The organism is Burkholderia sp. RF4-BP95 (genome assembly GCF_001521985.1).
Classification (GTDB): Bacteria; Pseudomonadota; Gammaproteobacteria; order Burkholderiales; family Burkholderiaceae; genus Burkholderia; species Burkholderia diffusa.
In genome coordinates this window covers 26,111-42,294 of the sequence record NZ_LOSX01000039.1, presented here as the reverse complement: position 1 = coordinate 42,294, position 16,184 = coordinate 26,111, and the positions used below count along the sequence as shown (strand labels likewise).

General features: G+C 67.4%; 16 protein-coding genes. 9 read left to right on the top strand and 7 right to left on the bottom strand.

From position 1 onward, the window contains the following. From WS46_RS15235 to WS46_RS15225, 3 genes are all read right to left on the bottom strand, one after another. A complete protein-coding gene (locus WS46_RS15235; protein WP_059690994.1) occupies positions 1-1,005 on the bottom strand; it encodes a cyclodeaminase in 1,005 nt (334 codons plus the stop codon). Position 1,006: 1 nt separating this feature from the next. After that, the gene (eutB, locus tag WS46_RS15230) at positions 1,007-1,978 is read right to left on the bottom strand and encodes a hydroxyectoine utilization dehydratase EutB (protein ID WP_059690993.1); all 972 of its coding nucleotides are present in this window, start codon (positions 1,976-1,978) and stop codon (positions 1,007-1,009) included. Positions 1,979-2,086: 108 nt separating this feature from the next. Continuing rightward, complete coding sequence (locus WS46_RS15225) at positions 2,087-3,499, bottom strand: PLP-dependent aminotransferase family protein (protein WP_059690992.1); 1,413 nt, start codon at positions 3,497-3,499, stop codon at positions 2,087-2,089. A 402-nt stretch (positions 3,500-3,901) separates the two neighbouring features. On the opposite strand from WS46_RS15225, the gene WS46_RS15220 reads away from it, so the two are divergent. The 8 genes from WS46_RS15220 (at position 3,902) to WS46_RS15185 (ending at position 10,921) form a co-directional block, all read left to right on the top strand. Continuing rightward, positions 3,902-4,381, top strand: a complete 480-nt coding sequence (locus tag WS46_RS15220; protein ID WP_059690991.1) for a MarR family winged helix-turn-helix transcriptional regulator — start codon at positions 3,902-3,904, stop codon at positions 4,379-4,381. Next, positions 4,378-6,528, top strand: a complete 2,151-nt coding sequence (locus WS46_RS15215; protein ID WP_059690990.1) for an FUSC family protein — start codon at positions 4,378-4,380, stop codon at positions 6,526-6,528. Before WS46_RS15220 ends, WS46_RS15215 begins: the two co-directional genes overlap by 4 nt. A 34-nt stretch (positions 6,529-6,562) precedes the next feature. Then, a complete protein-coding gene (locus WS46_RS15210) occupies positions 6,563-6,775 on the top strand; it encodes a DUF1656 domain-containing protein (RefSeq protein ID WP_044849171.1) in 213 nt (70 codons plus the stop codon). Positions 6,776-6,777: 2 nt separating this feature from the next. Then, positions 6,778-7,731, top strand: a complete 954-nt coding sequence (locus WS46_RS15205) for an HlyD family secretion protein (protein ID WP_059690989.1) — start codon at positions 6,778-6,780, stop codon at positions 7,729-7,731. Continuing rightward, a complete protein-coding gene (locus tag WS46_RS15200; RefSeq protein WP_059690988.1) occupies positions 7,728-9,227 on the top strand; it encodes an efflux transporter outer membrane subunit in 1,500 nt (499 codons plus the stop codon). The genes WS46_RS15205 and WS46_RS15200 overlap by 4 nt, the downstream gene beginning before the upstream one ends. A gap of 176 nt (positions 9,228-9,403) precedes the next feature. Then, entirely contained in the window at positions 9,404-9,829 is a 426-nt protein-coding gene (locus WS46_RS15195) for a molybdopterin-binding protein (protein ID WP_059690987.1), read from the top strand. 16 nt (positions 9,830-9,845) lie between these two features. Continuing rightward, positions 9,846-10,436 carry a nitrogen fixation protein NifQ gene (locus WS46_RS15190; protein WP_059690986.1) on the top strand — a complete coding sequence of 197 codons (591 nt, stop codon included), beginning with the start codon at positions 9,846-9,848 and terminating at the stop codon, positions 10,434-10,436. Between the two features lie 119 nt (positions 10,437-10,555). Continuing rightward, positions 10,556-10,921 (top strand): bleomycin resistance protein, encoded by a 366-nt coding sequence (locus tag WS46_RS15185; protein WP_059690985.1) that lies wholly within the window; start codon positions 10,556-10,558, stop codon positions 10,919-10,921. Positions 10,922-11,035: 114 nt separating this feature from the next. On the opposite strand, the gene WS46_RS15180 is transcribed toward WS46_RS15185, so the two are convergent. After that, positions 11,036-12,097: a DMT family transporter gene (locus WS46_RS15180; RefSeq protein ID WP_059690984.1), complete on the bottom strand. Its 1,062-nt coding sequence runs from the start codon at positions 12,095-12,097 to the stop codon at positions 11,036-11,038. A 569-nt stretch (positions 12,098-12,666) separates the two neighbouring features. Next, complete coding sequence (locus WS46_RS15175) at positions 12,667-13,323, bottom strand: ProQ/FinO family protein (protein ID WP_059530813.1); 657 nt, start codon at positions 13,321-13,323, stop codon at positions 12,667-12,669. A gap of 677 nt (positions 13,324-14,000) precedes the next feature. On the opposite strand from WS46_RS15175, the gene WS46_RS15170 reads away from it, so the two are divergent. Next, the gene (locus tag WS46_RS15170; protein WP_059690983.1) at positions 14,001-14,585 is read left to right on the top strand and encodes a DUF2889 domain-containing protein; all 585 of its coding nucleotides are present in this window, start codon (positions 14,001-14,003) and stop codon (positions 14,583-14,585) included. 188 nt (positions 14,586-14,773) lie between these two features. On the opposite strand, the gene WS46_RS15165 is transcribed toward WS46_RS15170, so the two are convergent. After that, on the bottom strand, positions 14,774-15,265 hold the full coding sequence (locus WS46_RS15165; RefSeq protein ID WP_059690982.1) for an NAD(P)H-dependent oxidoreductase: 492 nt from the start codon (positions 15,263-15,265) through the stop codon (positions 14,774-14,776). Positions 15,266-15,458: 193 nt separating this feature from the next. Then, positions 15,459-16,112, bottom strand: coding sequence for a TetR/AcrR family transcriptional regulator (locus WS46_RS15160; protein WP_059690981.1), 654 nt, complete (start codon positions 16,110-16,112; stop codon positions 15,459-15,461). Positions 16,113-16,184: the final 72 nt, after the last annotated feature.

The window sequence follows — 16,184 nt, the reverse complement described above, 5'->3', positions numbered from 1 at the left end:
TCAAGTCGTGAGGTCGTTGTGAAAAATCGTGCCCACCTCGGCCGCGCGGGCGCGCTGCAGCGCGAGCACGGCAATGGCGGTGTCCTGCGCGCCGGTGCCGGTCAGGTCGCAGATCGTGATGTCGTCGCGATGAGTGCGGCCCTCGCGCTGCCCGGCGATCACTTCGCCGAGTTCGGGAAACACCGCGTCGGCCGCGACCGCACCGGCGGCGATCGCGTGCGCGAGTTCGCCGGCCACGCGGGTCTGCTGCAACCGGTCGCAGAAGTAGCGCGCCGCGCCGAACACCGACGGCGCGAGTTCGGTCTTGTAGTCGGCGTCCGAGCCCATCGCCGTCACGTGCAGCCCCGGATGCAGATCCTCGGCGTGCACGAGCGGCTCGCGGCTGGGGGTGGTCGTCACCGCGACGTCCGCGTCGGCGAGCGCTGCATGCACCGAGCGCGCGACAACCGCGTCGATCCCGTGCGCGGCACGCACGTCGGCCGCGAAGCGCGTGGCACGCTCGGCGTCGCGCGCCCAGACCGTCACGTGCGCGATGTCGCGCACGAGCATCAGTGCGTCGAGCTGCAGCCGCGCCTGTTCGCCCGCACCGATGATCGCGGCGCGGCGCGCATCGGCGCGCGCGAGCCGGCGCGCGGCCACCGCGCCGGCCGCCGCGGTGCGCACGGCGGTCAGGTAGCCGTTGTCGAGCAGCACGGCTTCGGTCAGGCCGGTGCGCGCGGACAGCACGAGCATCAGCCCGTTCAGGCTCGGCAGCCCGAGCGACGGGTTGTCGAAGAAGCCGGGACTGACCTTGATCGCGAAGCTGTCGAAGCGCGGCAGGTACGCGGTCTTCACGTCGACCTCACCGTGCCGCGCCGGCAGCGCGAGATTGAGGATCGGCGGCATCGCGACCGCATCGGTTGCGAGCGACGCGAATGCGGCCTCGACCTGGTCGATCGCGGCGAGATCGAGCGGGACCAGTGCGCGCAGTTGCGCCCGTCCGAGCAGCGTGACGGGATGGGCCATGTCAGTTCTCCGAAACGAGCCGGCGATGCACGGCCATGTCGATGTTCGCGCCGCTGACGATCACGACGATCGGGCCACTGCGATCTCTGTGCGCGATCCGTTCGTCCAGCACGGCGGCAATGCCGACCGCACCCGCGCCTTCCACGACCAGACGCTCTTCGCGATACGCATGCGCGACGCCGCGCGCGATCGCCGGCTCGTCGAGCAGCACGACGTCGTCGGCCAGCGCGCGCGTCATGTCGAACGTGTAGCGGTTGTCCAGGCCGATGCCGCCGCCGAGCGAATCGGCAAGCGTCGGCTGTTCGTCGATGTCGACCGGTCGTCCGGCCGCGAGGCTCGCGTGCATCGCGGCGCCGCGCGCCATCGACACGCCGATCACCTCGATCGCGGGCCGGATCGCCTTCGCGGCAAACGCGACGCCGCTGAACAATCCGCCGCCGGACAGCGGCACGACGAGCGTGCACGTATCGGGCAGCGCTTCGAGAATCTCGACGCCGATCGTCGCCTGCCCGGCGATGATGCGCGGATCGTCGAACGGCGGCACGTACGCGTAGCCCTCGTCGCGCACGAGGCGCCGCGCCGCGGCCTGCGCATCGTCCTGGCTGTCGCCGGCGATCACGACCCGCGCGCCGAGCGCGGCGACCGCGTCGACCTTGTTCGACGGCACGAGCGACGACATGCAGACGGCGGCCTCGATGCCGAACGTACGCGCCGCATGCGCAACCGCACGGCCGTGATTGCCGGTCGACGCGGTGACGACGCGCGTCACGCGCCGTGCCGCGAGTTCGGCGAGCGCGTTGGTCGCGCCGCGCAGCTTGAAACTGCCGGTCGGCTGCAGCGTTTCGAGTTTGAGGTGGACGGATGCGCCGACCCGCGCGGACAACGCAGCGGACGCGACGAGCGGCGTGACGCACGCATGCCCGGCGATGCGTCGGCGCGCGCGGTAGACGTCGGACAGCGACAGGAGGGACATGGATCGCACGCCTCATCATTGATGTAGTGCGATCCAGTCTAATGTTCCAAATTGCGCTTTCGAATGTCCTGATACATTGTGCGTCGCTGGCACGACGCCCGCTTCGCTTCAGTGAAAATCGTGCACGTGCGGATATTGCTCGAACACGCCAGCGATCGTCGCGAGCGCGGCGTTGCATGCGGCATCCGTCGTCTCCGCACCGATGCACACGCGCACCGCGTTCGGCCGCTCGGTGCCGCCGACGAGGAACGGATCGGGCGACGTCACGGCGATCTTGCGGGTCCGCAATTCGCGCACGAGCCGGTCGGCCTGCCAGTAGTCGGGCACGCGCAGCCACGCGGACAGCGCGTTCGGATGCGCACCCAGCACATAGGGGCCGAGCGTGGCCTTCACCATGTCCTGGCGCACCGCGAGCCGTTGCCGCTGCAGTTCGACGAGCCGTCGCGCGGTGCCGTCCGCGATCCAGCGCGTCGCGATCTCCGCGATCGGTGACGTCGCCATCCAGCTGCTCACGCGCAGCACGCTCTCGACGCGCAGCGCGAGCCGCCTCGGCATCGCGAGATAGCCGGTGCGCAGCCCGGTCAGCACCGATTTCGTCATGCTCGTGCAGTAGAAGCCGAGGTCCGGAATCAGGCTCGCGATCGGCGTGGCCGTCTTCGCGGGCAGCGGGCCGTATACGTCGTCCTCGATCACGTACACGCCGTAGCGCGACGCGATGCGCGCGATCGACTTGCGGCGCGAATCGGACATCATCGATACCGTCGGGTTATTGAGGGTCGGCGTGCAGACGAGCGCACTGATTCGCTCGCCGTCGCACATTTCCTCGAAATGTTCGGGACGGATCCCGTGTTCGTCCATCTCGAGCCCCTTCAGCGTAAACCCGAGCACGTTCGCGGAGCCGATCACGCCGTGGTCGGTCAGGCTCTCGCACAGCACGGTATCGCCCGGCCCGACGATCGACGCGAGCGCGAGAAAGATGCCGTGCGCGGCGCCGTTCGTGATCAACAGCGATTCGGGATGAATCGGCAGATTCAGCGACGCGAGCCATGCGGCACCGGCCTCGCGATGCGCATCGAGGCCCGCGATCGGCCGGAACGAGCGGATCCACGGCTGGTCGTCGACATCGGCCAGCGCCGCGCAGACGGCCCGCCACGCGGCGTCGTGCTCCGGCGTGTGCACGATGCGCGCGATCGAGAAGTCGACCAGTTCGCGCTCGGCCGTATCGAGGATGTAGTTCGACATCGATTCGGTCACGCGCGCGGCTACGAAGCTGCCGCGCCCGACTTCGCAGCGGATCAGACCCTGCCTTTCGAGTTCCTTGTAGGCATTGGTGACGGTCTGCACGCTGACGCCGAGACTCGACGCCACGTCGCGCTGCGGCGCGAGCCGCGCGCCCGGTGCAAGGGCGCCGCTTTCGATGTCGGCGGCGATCGCCTTCACGAGCCGCTTGTATTTCGACTCGATGCCGTGCACCGCGCCGATCGCGTCGTGCCAGCGCGCCGATACCTCGGTCCGTCCCATCTCGATGTCTCCGTCGTTGCTTCCGCATGGTCGCTCAGAAAGACACCCGGAGATTATTGTCCTAGTGCAATCGCGTGCGGAGCCAGGACAGTACGGTGCGCATCGCGCGATCCCGGTCGGGCGGCACGGCCGGTACGCGATTATCCAGGTCGCATTTTTCTTACAACGCCCCTACAACCCACGCTTGACCGCCGAGCCGTCACGTGCGATCGCCGCGTTCGATCCGGATTGCACGCGACACATGAGGATCCGCCGGTCGCTTGCAACGTGACAGCTTGACCGGCGCCGGACCGACCGCCTAAATTGCTCGTTGCGGGGCGACGCCCCGGGCGTGCGGCATGACATGCGAGTGACAAAAACGATAGTTTGCTATCGAATGTTTTTGCCCCTATCATCTCGCCCATGACCAATCTGCACGACCTCCGCCTCGCCGTCAGCAGCCTGCTGGTGCTCACCGCGCGCAAATGGCGCCGCACGAGCGACACCGTGCTGACCGCGTACAACGTGTCCGAAGCCTGCGCGACGCCGTTGCTGATTGCCGGTCGCCTCGGCGAAGGCGTGCGCCAGGGCACGCTCGCCGAACACGTCGGCATCGAGGGGCCGTCGCTCGTGCGCCTGCTCGACCAGCTGTGCGCGGCCGGCCTCGCTCGCCGCGACGAGGATCCGCACGACCGCCGCGCGAAGACGATCTCGCTGACGACTGCCGGCCGCGCGGTCACTGCCAAGATGGAGGAAGACCTGCGCGTGCTGCGCGCCCAGGTGCTCAAGGGTGTCACCCGTGCCGATCTCGAAGCGACGCTGCGCGTGCTGAACGCGTTCAACGCGGCTGACCCGCAGCATCCGGCGTCGCGCCCGTCTCACCCCGCCGATTCCGCGTCATGACCTATCCGAGCCTTCGCGACTGGCTGTTCTCGGGCAAGACGTTCGCCGCGTCGATGCTGGCGCTGTATCTCGGCCTCTATTTCCAGCTGCCGCGCCCTTACTGGGCAATGGCGAGCGTCTACATCGTGTCGAACCCGTTCGTCGGCGCGACGCGCTCGAAGGCGCTGTATCGCGCGCTCGGCACCGCGCTCGGCGCGGCCGCCGCGATCCTGTTCGTGCCGCCGTTCGTCGAGACGCCATTCCTGTTCAGCATCATCGTCGCGACGTGGTGCGGTACGCTGCTCTACCTCGCGATCTCCGACCGCACCGCGCGCAGCTACGTGTTCATGCTCGCCGGCTACACGATGCCGCTGGTCGCGCTGCCGACGGTGACCGATCCGTCGACGATCTTCGACGTCGCGATCGCGCGGACCGAGGAAATCGTGCTCGGCATCGTGTGCGCGAGCGTTGTCGGCAGCGCCGTGTTCCCGAACCGGCTCGCGCCGACGCTGATCGAGCGCACCGACGCATGGTTCAAGGACGCGGCGTTCTACGGTCGCGAGACACTGTCGGGGCACATCGCGGGCAAGGCGCTGTCGGCGTGCCGGCAACGCCTCGCCGCGACCATCACCGGCCTCGAATTCCTGCTGAGCCAGTTGAGCTACGACCATGCGCACCCGCGCGTGCTCGCCCGTGCGCAGGCGCTCGCGGGCCGCATGCAGCTGTTCCTGCCGCTGATGTCGTCGCTCGCCGATCCGCTGATCGCGCTGATGCGCGACCTGCACGTGCGACCGCCGGCACTCGACGCGCTGCTCGCCGACGCGGCAAAGTGGTTCGATGCACCGCTGCCGGCCGTGAAGACCGGCACCGACGGCGACGTGGCCCACGATCCGGTCGCGGACAATCTGCGCGAGCGCATCGCGTCGCTGCAGCCGTCCGACAGTGACCTCGCGAGCTGGGACGGCGCGCTGCTGTCGAACGCGCTGTGGCGGCTGCATCAGGTCATCGACATCTGGCAGGACTGCCGCTCGCTGCGCGCATTGATCGCGAACGAGTCGGGCGTCTGGCAGCCGCGTTTCCGGCACTGGCGGCTCGGCGGCACCGAACGCTTCTTCGATCGCGGGATGATGCTGTTCTCGACGCTCACCGTCGTGCTCGCGATCGTGGTCGCATGCTCGCTGTGGATCTCGTCAGGCTGGCACGACGGCGCCGCGGCCGTCACGCTCGTGGCCGTGTCGTGCAGCTTCTTCGCCGCGCTCGACGAGCCGGCACCGCTGGTGTTCAAGTTCTTCCTGTCGACGGCCGCGAGCGTCGTGTTCGCCGGCCTGTACCTGTTCGTCGTGCTGCCGCACGTGCACGACTTCCCGATGCTCGTCCTGATGTTCGCGGGGCCGTTCATCCTGATCGGCACGCTGCTGCCGCGCCCGCAGTTCAATATGGTGACGATGCTCGTCGCGGTGAACACCGCCACCTTCATCAGCATCCAGAGTGCGTACGACGCCGATTTCTTCGTGTTCCTGAACAGCAACCTCGCGGGCGTCGCCGGGCTGCTGTTCGCGTACGTCTGGACGCGCGCGACGCGTCCGTTCGGCGCGGAACTCGCGGTGCGGCGCCTGCTGCGTTCGGGCTGGGAGGACGTCGCACGCTCCGCATCGACGCAGCCGCTCGACGACCAGCGCAACCACGCATCGCGCATGCTCGATCGCGTCACGCAACTGCTGCCGCGCCTCGGCGCGTCGGACGACCACCGCCATCCGTCGATCGAGAGCTTCCGCGACCTGCGCATCGCGCTGAACGCGCTCGACCTGCGCCGCTCGCGCCGCAAGCTGACGGGCGACGTGCCCGACGCGATCGACCGCGTGCTGGCCGGCGTCACCGATCACTACACGCGCTGCGCGGCCGCGAATGCGCGACAGCCTGCACCGCCCGCGCTGCTCGCATCGATCGACGATGCGCTGCAGCGCGTGGCCGGCCGCAACCTGCCTGGCACGGCCGCCGCGTCGGCGGGCGACGGCACGACGCACGCCGCGCCCGCAGCGCCGGCCACGCCCGCGACACACCGCCGGCTGCGCGACACGCTGCACGCGCTCGTCGGCCTGCGCCTGTCGCTGTACCCGGCCGCGTCCGCGCAGCCGCCGCATGCTGCACCGGACGGAGCGCGCGCATGATCCCGCTTTCCAACCTGTCTTTCCGACCGCGACCATGATCGGCGAAATCGACATCTTCGGCGTATTCGTGCCGGCTCCGCTCGTGCTGATGCTGATCGCCTACTTGATCAACATCGTCGTGCGCGCGCTGCTCGAACGCGTCGGCTTTTACCGCCTCGTCTGGCACCGTTCGATCTTCGACCTCGGCATCTACGTGTTCGTGCTTGCCGCGGTCGTCATCGTGTCTCACCATCTCGTGGCTAGCTAACCGTGAAAAAAACCTGGCTCTCGGCAGGGCAGATCCTGCTCACCCTGATCGTCGTCGTCGTAGCCGCCCTCGTACTGTGGCGGATTATCAACTACTACATGTTCTCGCCGTGGACACGCGACGGCCATGTGCGCGCCGACGTGATCCAGGTCGCGCCCGACGTGTCGGGGCTCATCACCGCGGTGCACGTCGCCGACAACCAGGAGGTGAAGCGCGGCCAGGTGCTGTTCGTGATCGACCAGGCCCGCTACACGCTCGCGGAGCGGCTGGCCGAAGCGACGCTCGCGCAGCGTCGCGCGACGCTCGCTCAGGCGAAGCGCGAATATGCGCGCAACCTGCAGCTCGGCAACCTGGTCGCCAGCGAGCAGGTCGAGGAAAGCCGCACGCGCGTCGAACAGGGCGAAGCTGCCGCCGCCGATGCACAGGTGTCGCTCGACACCGCGAAGCTCAATCTGCAGCGCACGACGATCGTGAGCCCCGTCGACGGCTACCTGAACGACCGCGCACCGCGCGTCGGCGAATACGTGCCGGCCGGCCGCGCGGTGCTGTCGGTGGTCGATCGCAATTCGTTCCGCGTCGACGGCTACTTCGAGGAAACCAAGCTGCGCGGCATCGGTATCGGCCAGCCGGTCGACATCGTCGTGATGGGCGAGCCGCATCCGCTGCGCGGCCACGTACAGAGCATCGTCGCCGCGATCGAGGATCGCGACCGCACGCAGGGCGCGAACCTGCTGCCGAACGTGAACCCCGCATTCAGCTGGGTGCGGCTCGCGCAGCGCGTGCCGGTGCGCGTCGTGCTCGACGAGGTGCCCGACGACTTCCGGATGATCGCCGGCCGCACCGCGACCGTCGCGGTGCGCACCGACACGCGCCGCGACAACAATGCGAAGCCGGCCGCCGGCGCGTCCGCGGCATCCGCGCCCGCGGCCGTCAGCGCGGCGGGAGCATCGCAATGAAGCGGCACGGCCTGCGCCTCGCGGCGGCACTCGCGCCGCTCGCGCTCGCACTCGGCGCGTGCAAATCCGTCGGCCCCGACTACAAGCTGCCGCAGCAGGCATACGTGAATGCGCCGCTCGCGAACCACGCGCTCGACGACGCGAACGACACGCTCGTGTCGCGCGACGCAGTGCCCGGCAACTGGTGGCAGCTGTACGACGATCCCGTGCTCGACGAACTCGTGCGCAGTGCGCTGAAATCGAACACCGACCTGCGCGTCGCCGCGGCCAACCTCGCGCGTTCGCGCGCGGCGCTGGAAGTCGCGAACGAACAAGGCGGCTTCTCCGGCAGCGCGGAAGCAGCCGTGCAGCGCGCGCAGGAATCGGCCGAACAATATCTGCTCGAAAACAAGTTGCCCGTCGTGAACGAAGGCGCGGTCGGCATCAGCGTGTCATACGAACTCGATCTGTTCGGCAAGCTGCGTCGCGGGGTCGAGGCCGCGCGCGCGGACAGCGAAGCCGTGCAAGCGGCCGCCGACCTCGCGCGCATCACCGTCGTCGCGGACGTCGTGCGTGCCTACGTCGAATCGTGCTCCGCCGGCGACGAACTCGCGATCGCGAAGCAGTCGCTCGCGCTGCAGCAGCAGCGCGTGAAGCTGTCGCAGCGCCTGCGCGATGCGGGACGCGGCAACCAGACCGACGTCACGCGCGGCGTCACGCAGGTACGCACGCTCGCGGCCGACATCCCGCGCTTCGAAGGCCGCCGCAAGATCGCGCAATACCAGCTCGCCGCGCTGCTCGCGCGTTCGCCCGCCGATCTGCCGAAGGCGGTCACCGAATGCGAGCGCCTGCCGAAGCTGCGCCAGCCGATTCCGATCGGCGACGGCGCAGCGCTGCTGCGCCGCCGTCCCGACGTTCGCGAAGCCGAGCGTCAGCTCGCCGCCTCGACCGCACGGATCGGCGTCGCGACCGCCGCGCTGTATCCGTCGATCAGCATCGGCGCGTCCGCCGGTTCGGTCGGCGTCGCCGCCGATCTGTTCTCGTCCACCACGAATCGCTGGTCGTTCGGACCGCTGATCAGCTGGTCGTTCCCGGTCAACGGCCAGCGCGCGCGCGTGCGCGAAGCCGAGGCGGCGACCGGGGGCGCGCTCGCGCACTTCGACGGCGTCGTACTGAACGCGCTGCGCGAGACGCAGTCGAGCCTCGCGACCTATGCAGCCGACGTGCAGCGCACCGACGCGCTGCGCACGGCCTACGAATCGGCGCGCAGTTCCGCTGACGAAACGCATCGGCTGTATACGGCCGGCCGCGAATCGTTCATTTCGGATCTCGATGCGACGCGCACGCTGACGAGCGTGCGTGCGCAGGTCGCCGCGGCCGAAGGTCAGGTCGCCGCAGACCAGGTGAAGTTGTTCCTCGCGCTCGGCGGCGGCTGGGAAGGCGATGTGACGGCCGCTGCGGCGCAGCAGACGTCGACGGCGGGCACGCCAGCTGCTGCGTCGGCGGCTGCGAAGTAAGCGCGCGCGGGGCGGCGTGCACGACATGCCTGCCGTCGCGCAGCATCGTGCGCCGTTTCGCATGTCCGGTATGTCGATGCCCACGTCGCGCTTGACTTGCATTGCCGGTAAACTCGTCCGCGGTTTCCGCCGTTCGCTCGCCGCCCGCCGGGCGGCCCCTTTCCTGGAGAGTCATCATGCGCACCAGCGCCCGTAATCAATTCGCCGGCCAGATCAGCGCCGTCAAGCCCGGTGCCGTCAACGACGAAATCACGTTGCGTACCCAGGACGGCCTCGACATCGTCGCCGTGATCACGCACGGCAGCGTGGCATCGCTCGGTCTCGCGGCCGGCGCGAAGGCCTTCGCGCTCGTCAAGGCATCGTCGGTGATCGTGATGGTCGACGTCGACGGCAGCAAGGTGTCGGCGCGCAACTGTGTCGCGGGCACCGTGTCGTCGATCGCGAAGGGTGCGGTCAATTCGGAAGTCGTGATCAAGGCCGCAGGCGGCGCCGAGATCGTCGCGATCGTCACCAACGACAGCGTCGATCGTCTCGGCCTTGCGAGCGGCAAAGCCGCGTCCGCGCTGTTCAAGGCATCGAGCGTGATCGTCGGAGTCGAGTGATCCTCCGGTGATTGCAATGACGTCCGCGCTCGAGCATGCGCATCGACGCATATTGCAAGCGCTGCTGTCCGGCGCGGCCGATACCGATTCTCCGGATGCACGTCTGTTCGGTGAACTCATTGCGGCACGCGCATGCCGCAACGAGCTCGCGCTGCTCGGCCTGTCTCCCGCCCGGTTGAACGGCCTGCTTGCCCGCCAGTTTCCGCGCCTGAGTTCCGCCGATGCGTCGGCGCTCGCGCCGGCAGCCACCGTCGCACCGCTGCCGGCCGCGCACGCGCAATTCGTCGAGACGCTACATGCGCTGTTGATGCGGGATGCGCATCCCGCCGTCGCGCACGACGATGCCGACTGCGTCGCTGCAATCATCGCGCATGCGTGCCTGCGCCCCGATCACCTGTGGCGCGATCTTGGCCTTGACGGACGCGACGCGGTAACCGCGATGCTCGATCGCTATTTCCCCGCGCTTGCCGCACGCAATGTCGCGCAGCTGCGCTGGAAGAAATTCCTCGCGCACGAAGTGGCCGCATCGCTCGGCCGGCCGCCCGGGCCCGCGCCAGGATGCCCGGGCTGCGAGGATTTCGGATTCTGCTTCCCCACGGGGCGATAATCGCGACGGCGGCCTGCGCAGCTTGTCGGTGCGCATCGTTTGACCGATGATGCGCGACATCCCGTCCGCGCGTTTTCCCGCGCGTTCGTTCGACCGCAACGCTCACTGGAGAACCGGCCTTGACCGACTTTGCGAGTCCCAATCTGCCGTCGCGCGATTTCGAAGCCACGTCGCTGTTCTACGCGAAGCTCGGGTTCGTCGAAACCTGGCGCGACGACGGCTGGATGATCCTGAGACGCGGCGATCTGCTGCTCGAATTCTTTCCGCATCCCGGTCTCGATCCGGCCACGAGCTGGTTCAGCTGCTGTTTCCGGCTCGGCGACGTCGGTGCGTTTTTCGACGATGTGCTCGCCGCCGGCATCCCGGAACAGACGACCGGCTGGCCACGCGCGCATCGGCCGAAGCGCGAGGCATGGGGCGGCACCGTCGGCGCGCTGGTCGACCCGGACGGGTCGTTGATCCGGTTGATTCAGACAGAAGACTGAGTCGCAATCGAACGACGTCGACGCGACCCTGCGGGCACCCGATAACGTCCCCATAAACAGCTACTTTGCGATGCGCATTGCACGCCGCGCGCGTCGTTGTCCTTTGCCGCGCAATCAGTGCCGATGGCGGTGGTGAATGTCCGGGAAATGCGCGTGACTGTGCGTGATCGGCAAGTGCACGTGCGGATGCGTGTGCGGTTCATCACCGTCATACGGAAAATCGTGCGTGTGCTGATGATGTTCGTCATGCCGATGCCGGTGCGTATGCTCGAGTCGTTCATGCGCGTGCTCGTGTTCGTGCCGTTCGCGCACGTGCAGCCAGATGCCGAGCGCCATCAACGCGGCCGCGATCCAGAACGTGACGGACGGCAGCGCCGGCCAGATCAGCAGCGACAGCACGACGCCGAACAGCGGCGCCACCGAAAAATACGCGCCCGTGCGCGCACTGCCGAGATGGCGCAGCGCCACGACGAACAACACGAGACTGATCCCGTAGCCGCCGAGGCCGGTCAGCATCGCGGCGGCCGCGGCCGGAATGGCGGGCAGCGCCGCGCCGGTCGCGAGCGCGATACCGATGTTCACGGGCCCGGCGACCAGGCCCTTCGCACACGCGATGACCATCGCATCGTTCGCGGCAACCTTGCGGGTCAGATTGTTGTCGATCGCCCAGCACAGGCATGCGCCGGCAATGAGCAACGCGCCGACCGGCACGCCCGCGCGCCCCGGGCCCCACGACAGCAGCGTGCCGCCGGCGACGATCGCGACCATGCCGAGAAACACCTGAAGATCCACGTTCTCGCGAAACACGACCCACGCGATGACCGCTGTCAGCACGCCTTCGAGATTGAGCAGCAGCGCACTCGTCGCAGCCGGTGTGCTCGACAGTCCGAGCATCAGCAGCGCCGGCCCCGCGACGCCGCCGGCCGCGATCGCGCCGGCGAGCCACGGCAGGTCCGAGCGTTGCAGCGGCGCGGCGTTCTCGGCCGGCGCGCGGCGGCGGCGCAGCCCGCGCAACAGGATTCCAACGCCGAGGCCGATCCCGCTGCCGAGATAGAACAGGCCGGCGACCATGAACGGCGACATCGCGCCGATCAGTGCCTTGGCGAGCGGCGTCGCGGCGCCGAACAGCGCGGCAGCCGTGAGCGCGACGAGAATCGCGGAATGTCTCGGGTTCATGATGCGGTCTTTGCGTAGCGCGTTGTGCGTATGAAATCGGCAAGCTTCGTGTGACGCGGTGACGCGTACGCCTTGCCGGTGCCTTTCAATTTTGGGGAATGTCGGACGAATTGCGCCGGCTTTCAGGTAGCTGTCGCGTCATGCGCGACCGGCAACGCGCCGGCCCGACGATTCGTGCCGGGGAGATTATCGCGTGTGTGTGACTGGTCGCCAACTGACGGGCGGGCGGCCGTGCGGTGCGTCCGGACATCGCCCTGCGGGCTTTCGAATATGGCCGCACTTTGCGTTTGACTGCGGCTCACGTCCGACAAATTCGTGTCGGAGCGCGTTCGGGGTTTCATCTGCAATCCGATTACATTAGGAAAACGAATTATCGTGGACGAAACGTGAGCGAGTGGACGTGGGTCACGATTGGCAGTTCGATGAGGATTGGGTGAGGCTGACTGGCTGTGCCGCCAGCGGAGGCAGTCCCGACCTGCCCCGGAGGACAGGTCGGTCTGTCATGTGTGCGCTGCATGCGTGGTGCAGGCAGGCCGTCACCGCGCGGTCGCGCGGCGACACATCGCGTGTTACTCGCTCGCGGCCGTTTGCTGCTCGGGCTGCGGTGCTGCGTCGGCCGGTGCTTCCGCGGTCGCCGGCTGCGGCGCGGCGGCGGCCTGCGCTTCCACCTTCGGCTGCTGCGGTGCGCCCTTCGCCGCTTGCGCGCCGCCCTTGTTGCCCGGACGGCGCGACTTCAGCCGGCGCGCACGCGCCGCGTCGTCGTGCGTCACGCGCCCCGCTTCGTTACCTTGCAGATCGACCCGTACCGCGTCTTCGACGAGACACGACCAGTAACGATTGCCGCGGCACCACGTGGACATCGCCTCGCGCAGCTCGGCCTCGCTCAGGCCGACGGCTTGCGCCTCGCGAGCGAGGTCGTCCCAGATACCGACCTTCAGCGGCACCTTCGGAGCCGGATTCTTCGGGAACGCGCGCGGGAAGCGGCGCTGCAGTTTGCCGATCGCGACGATGACCGGATCGACCGGCGTCGACGGCTTCGCCGAAGCGGGCTTCGCGCCGGACGACGCTTTGGCCCCGGCACCCGATTTGGCCCCACGAGCGGGCCGGTCGCCGGACTTCGGCTTCGCGCCTGCGTCCGGTTGCGTAGCCGGTCGCTTCGCGTTGCGCTCCTGCTTGGCCTTTGCTGCGAGCTGCGCCCGCAATTCGGCAAGTTGTTCAAAACCCATAAATTCAATCCACCAGGAATATAAGGTGTGGTTCGTGCAGCCATTCCGCACATCGGCGTTCGCCGCATCGCCTGCGGCTCGTCTGCCACCGACGCGGATCATTGCGGGGCCGCATCGCCACCACCACTGTTTCAGGCACCCGGCCACGATGCCGGACAAAGGCAGGAGTGGAAGTATACCGGTACGCGCGGCAGTCGGTTGACTCAACGGTTCGCGTTTGATGGATCCGATGGCAAGGCAATGCGTCCGCGCGGTCGTGTTGCGCATTATGGCGGCGTTTTCGCGGTGGATCGACACCCGCGTTACGTAGTGTCGTTACGGGTCTTTCTGCTTCAGTGCGCCAGTCATGCGATGCACCGGTTATTCCACAGTACGAAATGGCGAGCAATGGTACGGATAGCGAAGACGTCGGATTCTGCCGATCCGCATCGTCCGAAAGACCGGGGCTTTCGCATACGATAAGCGCGGCGCGGCGAGTGTGCATCGATCTCTGCCGTCAGGCTATTAGTTGCGGCCGCATCGATCGTCGAGCGCATGCCGGCATCGGAAAGTGCGTGCTATTGGCCGGATCGACAGCGTCGGCGGTTCGCCGTGGCCGGCTTCACGACGCGCTGTTCAGCCGACGACATCGCGGTCGAATGCAAAATGACCCCGGCCGTACGACACGGAGCGAATACATGAATTCCCGACACGACCTCCCGCACGACGGCGTCACGCGCGAAGAGATTCACCATCGGCGGATCGACATGCGCGGCTATCGGCGCAGCGACGGTCTGTTCGAAGTCACGGCCTGTCTCGCGGACCGCAAGACGAGCGATTTCACGCCGCCCGGCGGCACGCGCACCATCGCGGCGCTGGCGCCGATTCACGATCTCGGCGTAACGCTGGTCTTCGACACCGACATGATCGTGCGCGCGGTATCCACGTTCATCAGGTCGCATCCTTATGCGCAGTGTCCGGGCGGCGGCGACACGCTGCAGGCGCTCGTCGGACTGCGCATCGGTGCCGGGTGGAACAGCGAGGTCCGCAAGCGTCTGCCGTCGTGTGACACGTGCACGCATCTGAAGGAAATTCTCGGTCCTGTCGCGACCGCGGCCTATCAGACGACGGTCGGCGTGCGCCCGTCGTCGCTGAATCAGCGAGGCGATGACGGGAAACCGCTCAAGATCGACAGCTGCCATGCGTATGGCGCTTCACGCGATCTCGTGAAAAGCCTGTGGCCCGAATACCATCGGCCGCCAGTGTCGACAAAGGCTGACTAAGGCAGACTAAGGTATCGACATTCCACGGGTGCAGCTGTCGCAAACTGCAATGCGATTCGCACGAGCGATGTCTCGCGCAAAATACGCGTCTCGGGAATTCGCTGCAATCGGCGCCATACGGCAGGCGTCGCGCTCCGGTCGTTGCGTGCTGCCGCAGCCCCCGGTTCGGCCGACTTGATCGCCGGCAATCAGAACACGCCGAGTGCAAGACCCGCAGCGAGCCCCGCGCCGATCTCCGCGCAGCGCGCGAGATCCTCGCTGCCAATCGTCTTCGGCGCGAGGATCCGCTCCGGCGTTTGCGCGTGGGTGCAGATAATCAGGCCCGGCGACACATTCCTGAGCCGCCATCCGGTTGCGATCCGGTCGATCTGACGCAGCGCGTTCTGTCCGTCACTGCCCGCGCAGATCATCGCCGCATACGGGCGACCGTTCACGCGATCGAGCGCCGCGTAGTAACAGCGATCGAAGAAATCCTTCATCAGCCCGGACATCGCGGCGAGATTTTCCGGCGTCGCGAACAGGTAGGCGTCGGCGGCGAGCACATCGTCCGCGCTGGTCGCATCCGCACGCTGCAACTTGACGTCGACGCCGGGTTGCGCGCGCGCGGCAGCCGCGGCCGCTTCGGCCATTTGCTGCGTGCCTCCGGTCATCGTGTGATAGACGATCAACAGCGTCTTCATCGGTTTTCGCTCGCGTTCGGTTTCATTTGCGCCTGCCGCATGCGTCGGTGCGGCTCAATCTGGCTACGTAGACGTGTGTACCGGTGCCTGCGTTCGCCGGTTGTCGAATGGCGCTTTCCTCGAGGCGGAGGATGAGGCTCGCGTTGCGGATATCGACGCGACTATTCCGCATCGTGCTTCGCGCGACGTGCGGTCAGTCTTGCACTGTACGTGACACATCGGCGTGATCCGCGCGCGCGTAGTACGCAAGAAACATGTCAGCAGCCGTTTCCGCGACCTTCTGTTGTTCCTGCACGCCGAGCGGCGGCTGGCCCATCGTCACTTGCGGCCAGAACGCGAACGCTTTCACGATCCCGTGCAGTTGATGCGCGGCAAATACGGGATCAGTCACCGACAACCGGCCAGCCGCCGCGGCCGCACGAATCCAGACCGTCACGTCTTCTTCGCGCTCGCCCATGCGTTCGACCATGTCTCGCGCGCGCTCCGGCGAATGGATAGCCGCACCGATCGCGACGCGGGCGAGTGCAAGAAACGCTTCGTCGTTCAGTAGCCGCAACTTGCGGCCCAGCAGCGCGATCAGTTGATCGCGCAGCGGGACGTCGGCGCAGTAGGCCGGCGCGCCGGCGGTCAGCGTTGCGTCCCACAGCTGATGCAGGATCGCCGCGAACAATGCTTCCTTGCCAGGGAAATGGTTGTAGACGGTGCGCTTCGACACGTCCGCGCGAGCGGCGATGCGATCCATGCTGGTCGCGTCATAGCCGGCCGCGAGGAATTCGTCGATCGCCGCGGCGAGTATTGCCGCTCGCTTTCGGTCGGTCAGCCGTTGAGGAGAAGTGCTCGTATTCATTCGAAAAATTCTACACCCTTGAGTTTACTTTTGACGGAGATAAACTACACTGTTCGGTGTACTTTATTTTCC

Excerpts from the sequence above, each read along its gene's own strand:
- WS46_RS15235 (WP_059690994.1), bottom strand. The coding sequence starts at position 1,005 with ATGGCCCATCCCGTCACGCTGCTCGGACGGGCGCAACTGCGCGCACTG.
- eutB (WP_059690993.1), bottom strand. The coding sequence starts at position 1,978 with ATGTCCCTCCTGTCGCTGTCCGACGTCTACCGCGCGCGCCGACGCATC.
- WS46_RS15225 (WP_059690992.1), bottom strand. The coding sequence starts at position 3,499 with ATGGGACGGACCGAGGTATCGGCGCGCTGGCACGACGCGATCGGCGCG.
- WS46_RS15220 (WP_059690991.1), top strand. The coding sequence starts at position 3,902 with ATGACCAATCTGCACGACCTCCGCCTCGCCGTCAGCAGCCTGCTGGTG.
- WS46_RS15215 (WP_059690990.1), top strand. The coding sequence starts at position 4,378 with ATGACCTATCCGAGCCTTCGCGACTGGCTGTTCTCGGGCAAGACGTTC.
- WS46_RS15210 (WP_044849171.1), top strand. The coding sequence starts at position 6,563 with ATGATCGGCGAAATCGACATCTTCGGCGTATTCGTGCCGGCTCCGCTC.
- WS46_RS15200 (WP_059690988.1), top strand. The coding sequence starts at position 7,728 with ATGAAGCGGCACGGCCTGCGCCTCGCGGCGGCACTCGCGCCGCTCGCG.
- WS46_RS15195 (WP_059690987.1), top strand. The coding sequence starts at position 9,404 with ATGCGCACCAGCGCCCGTAATCAATTCGCCGGCCAGATCAGCGCCGTC.
- WS46_RS15190 (WP_059690986.1), top strand. The coding sequence starts at position 9,846 with ATGACGTCCGCGCTCGAGCATGCGCATCGACGCATATTGCAAGCGCTG.
- WS46_RS15180 (WP_059690984.1), bottom strand. The coding sequence starts at position 12,097 with ATGAACCCGAGACATTCCGCGATTCTCGTCGCGCTCACGGCTGCCGCG.
- WS46_RS15175 (WP_059530813.1), bottom strand. The coding sequence starts at position 13,323 with ATGGGTTTTGAACAACTTGCCGAATTGCGGGCGCAGCTCGCAGCAAAG.
- WS46_RS15170 (WP_059690983.1), top strand. The coding sequence starts at position 14,001 with ATGAATTCCCGACACGACCTCCCGCACGACGGCGTCACGCGCGAAGAG.
- WS46_RS15165 (WP_059690982.1), bottom strand. The coding sequence starts at position 15,265 with ATGAAGACGCTGTTGATCGTCTATCACACGATGACCGGAGGCACGCAG.
- WS46_RS15160 (WP_059690981.1), bottom strand. The coding sequence starts at position 16,112 with ATGAATACGAGCACTTCTCCTCAACGGCTGACCGACCGAAAGCGAGCG.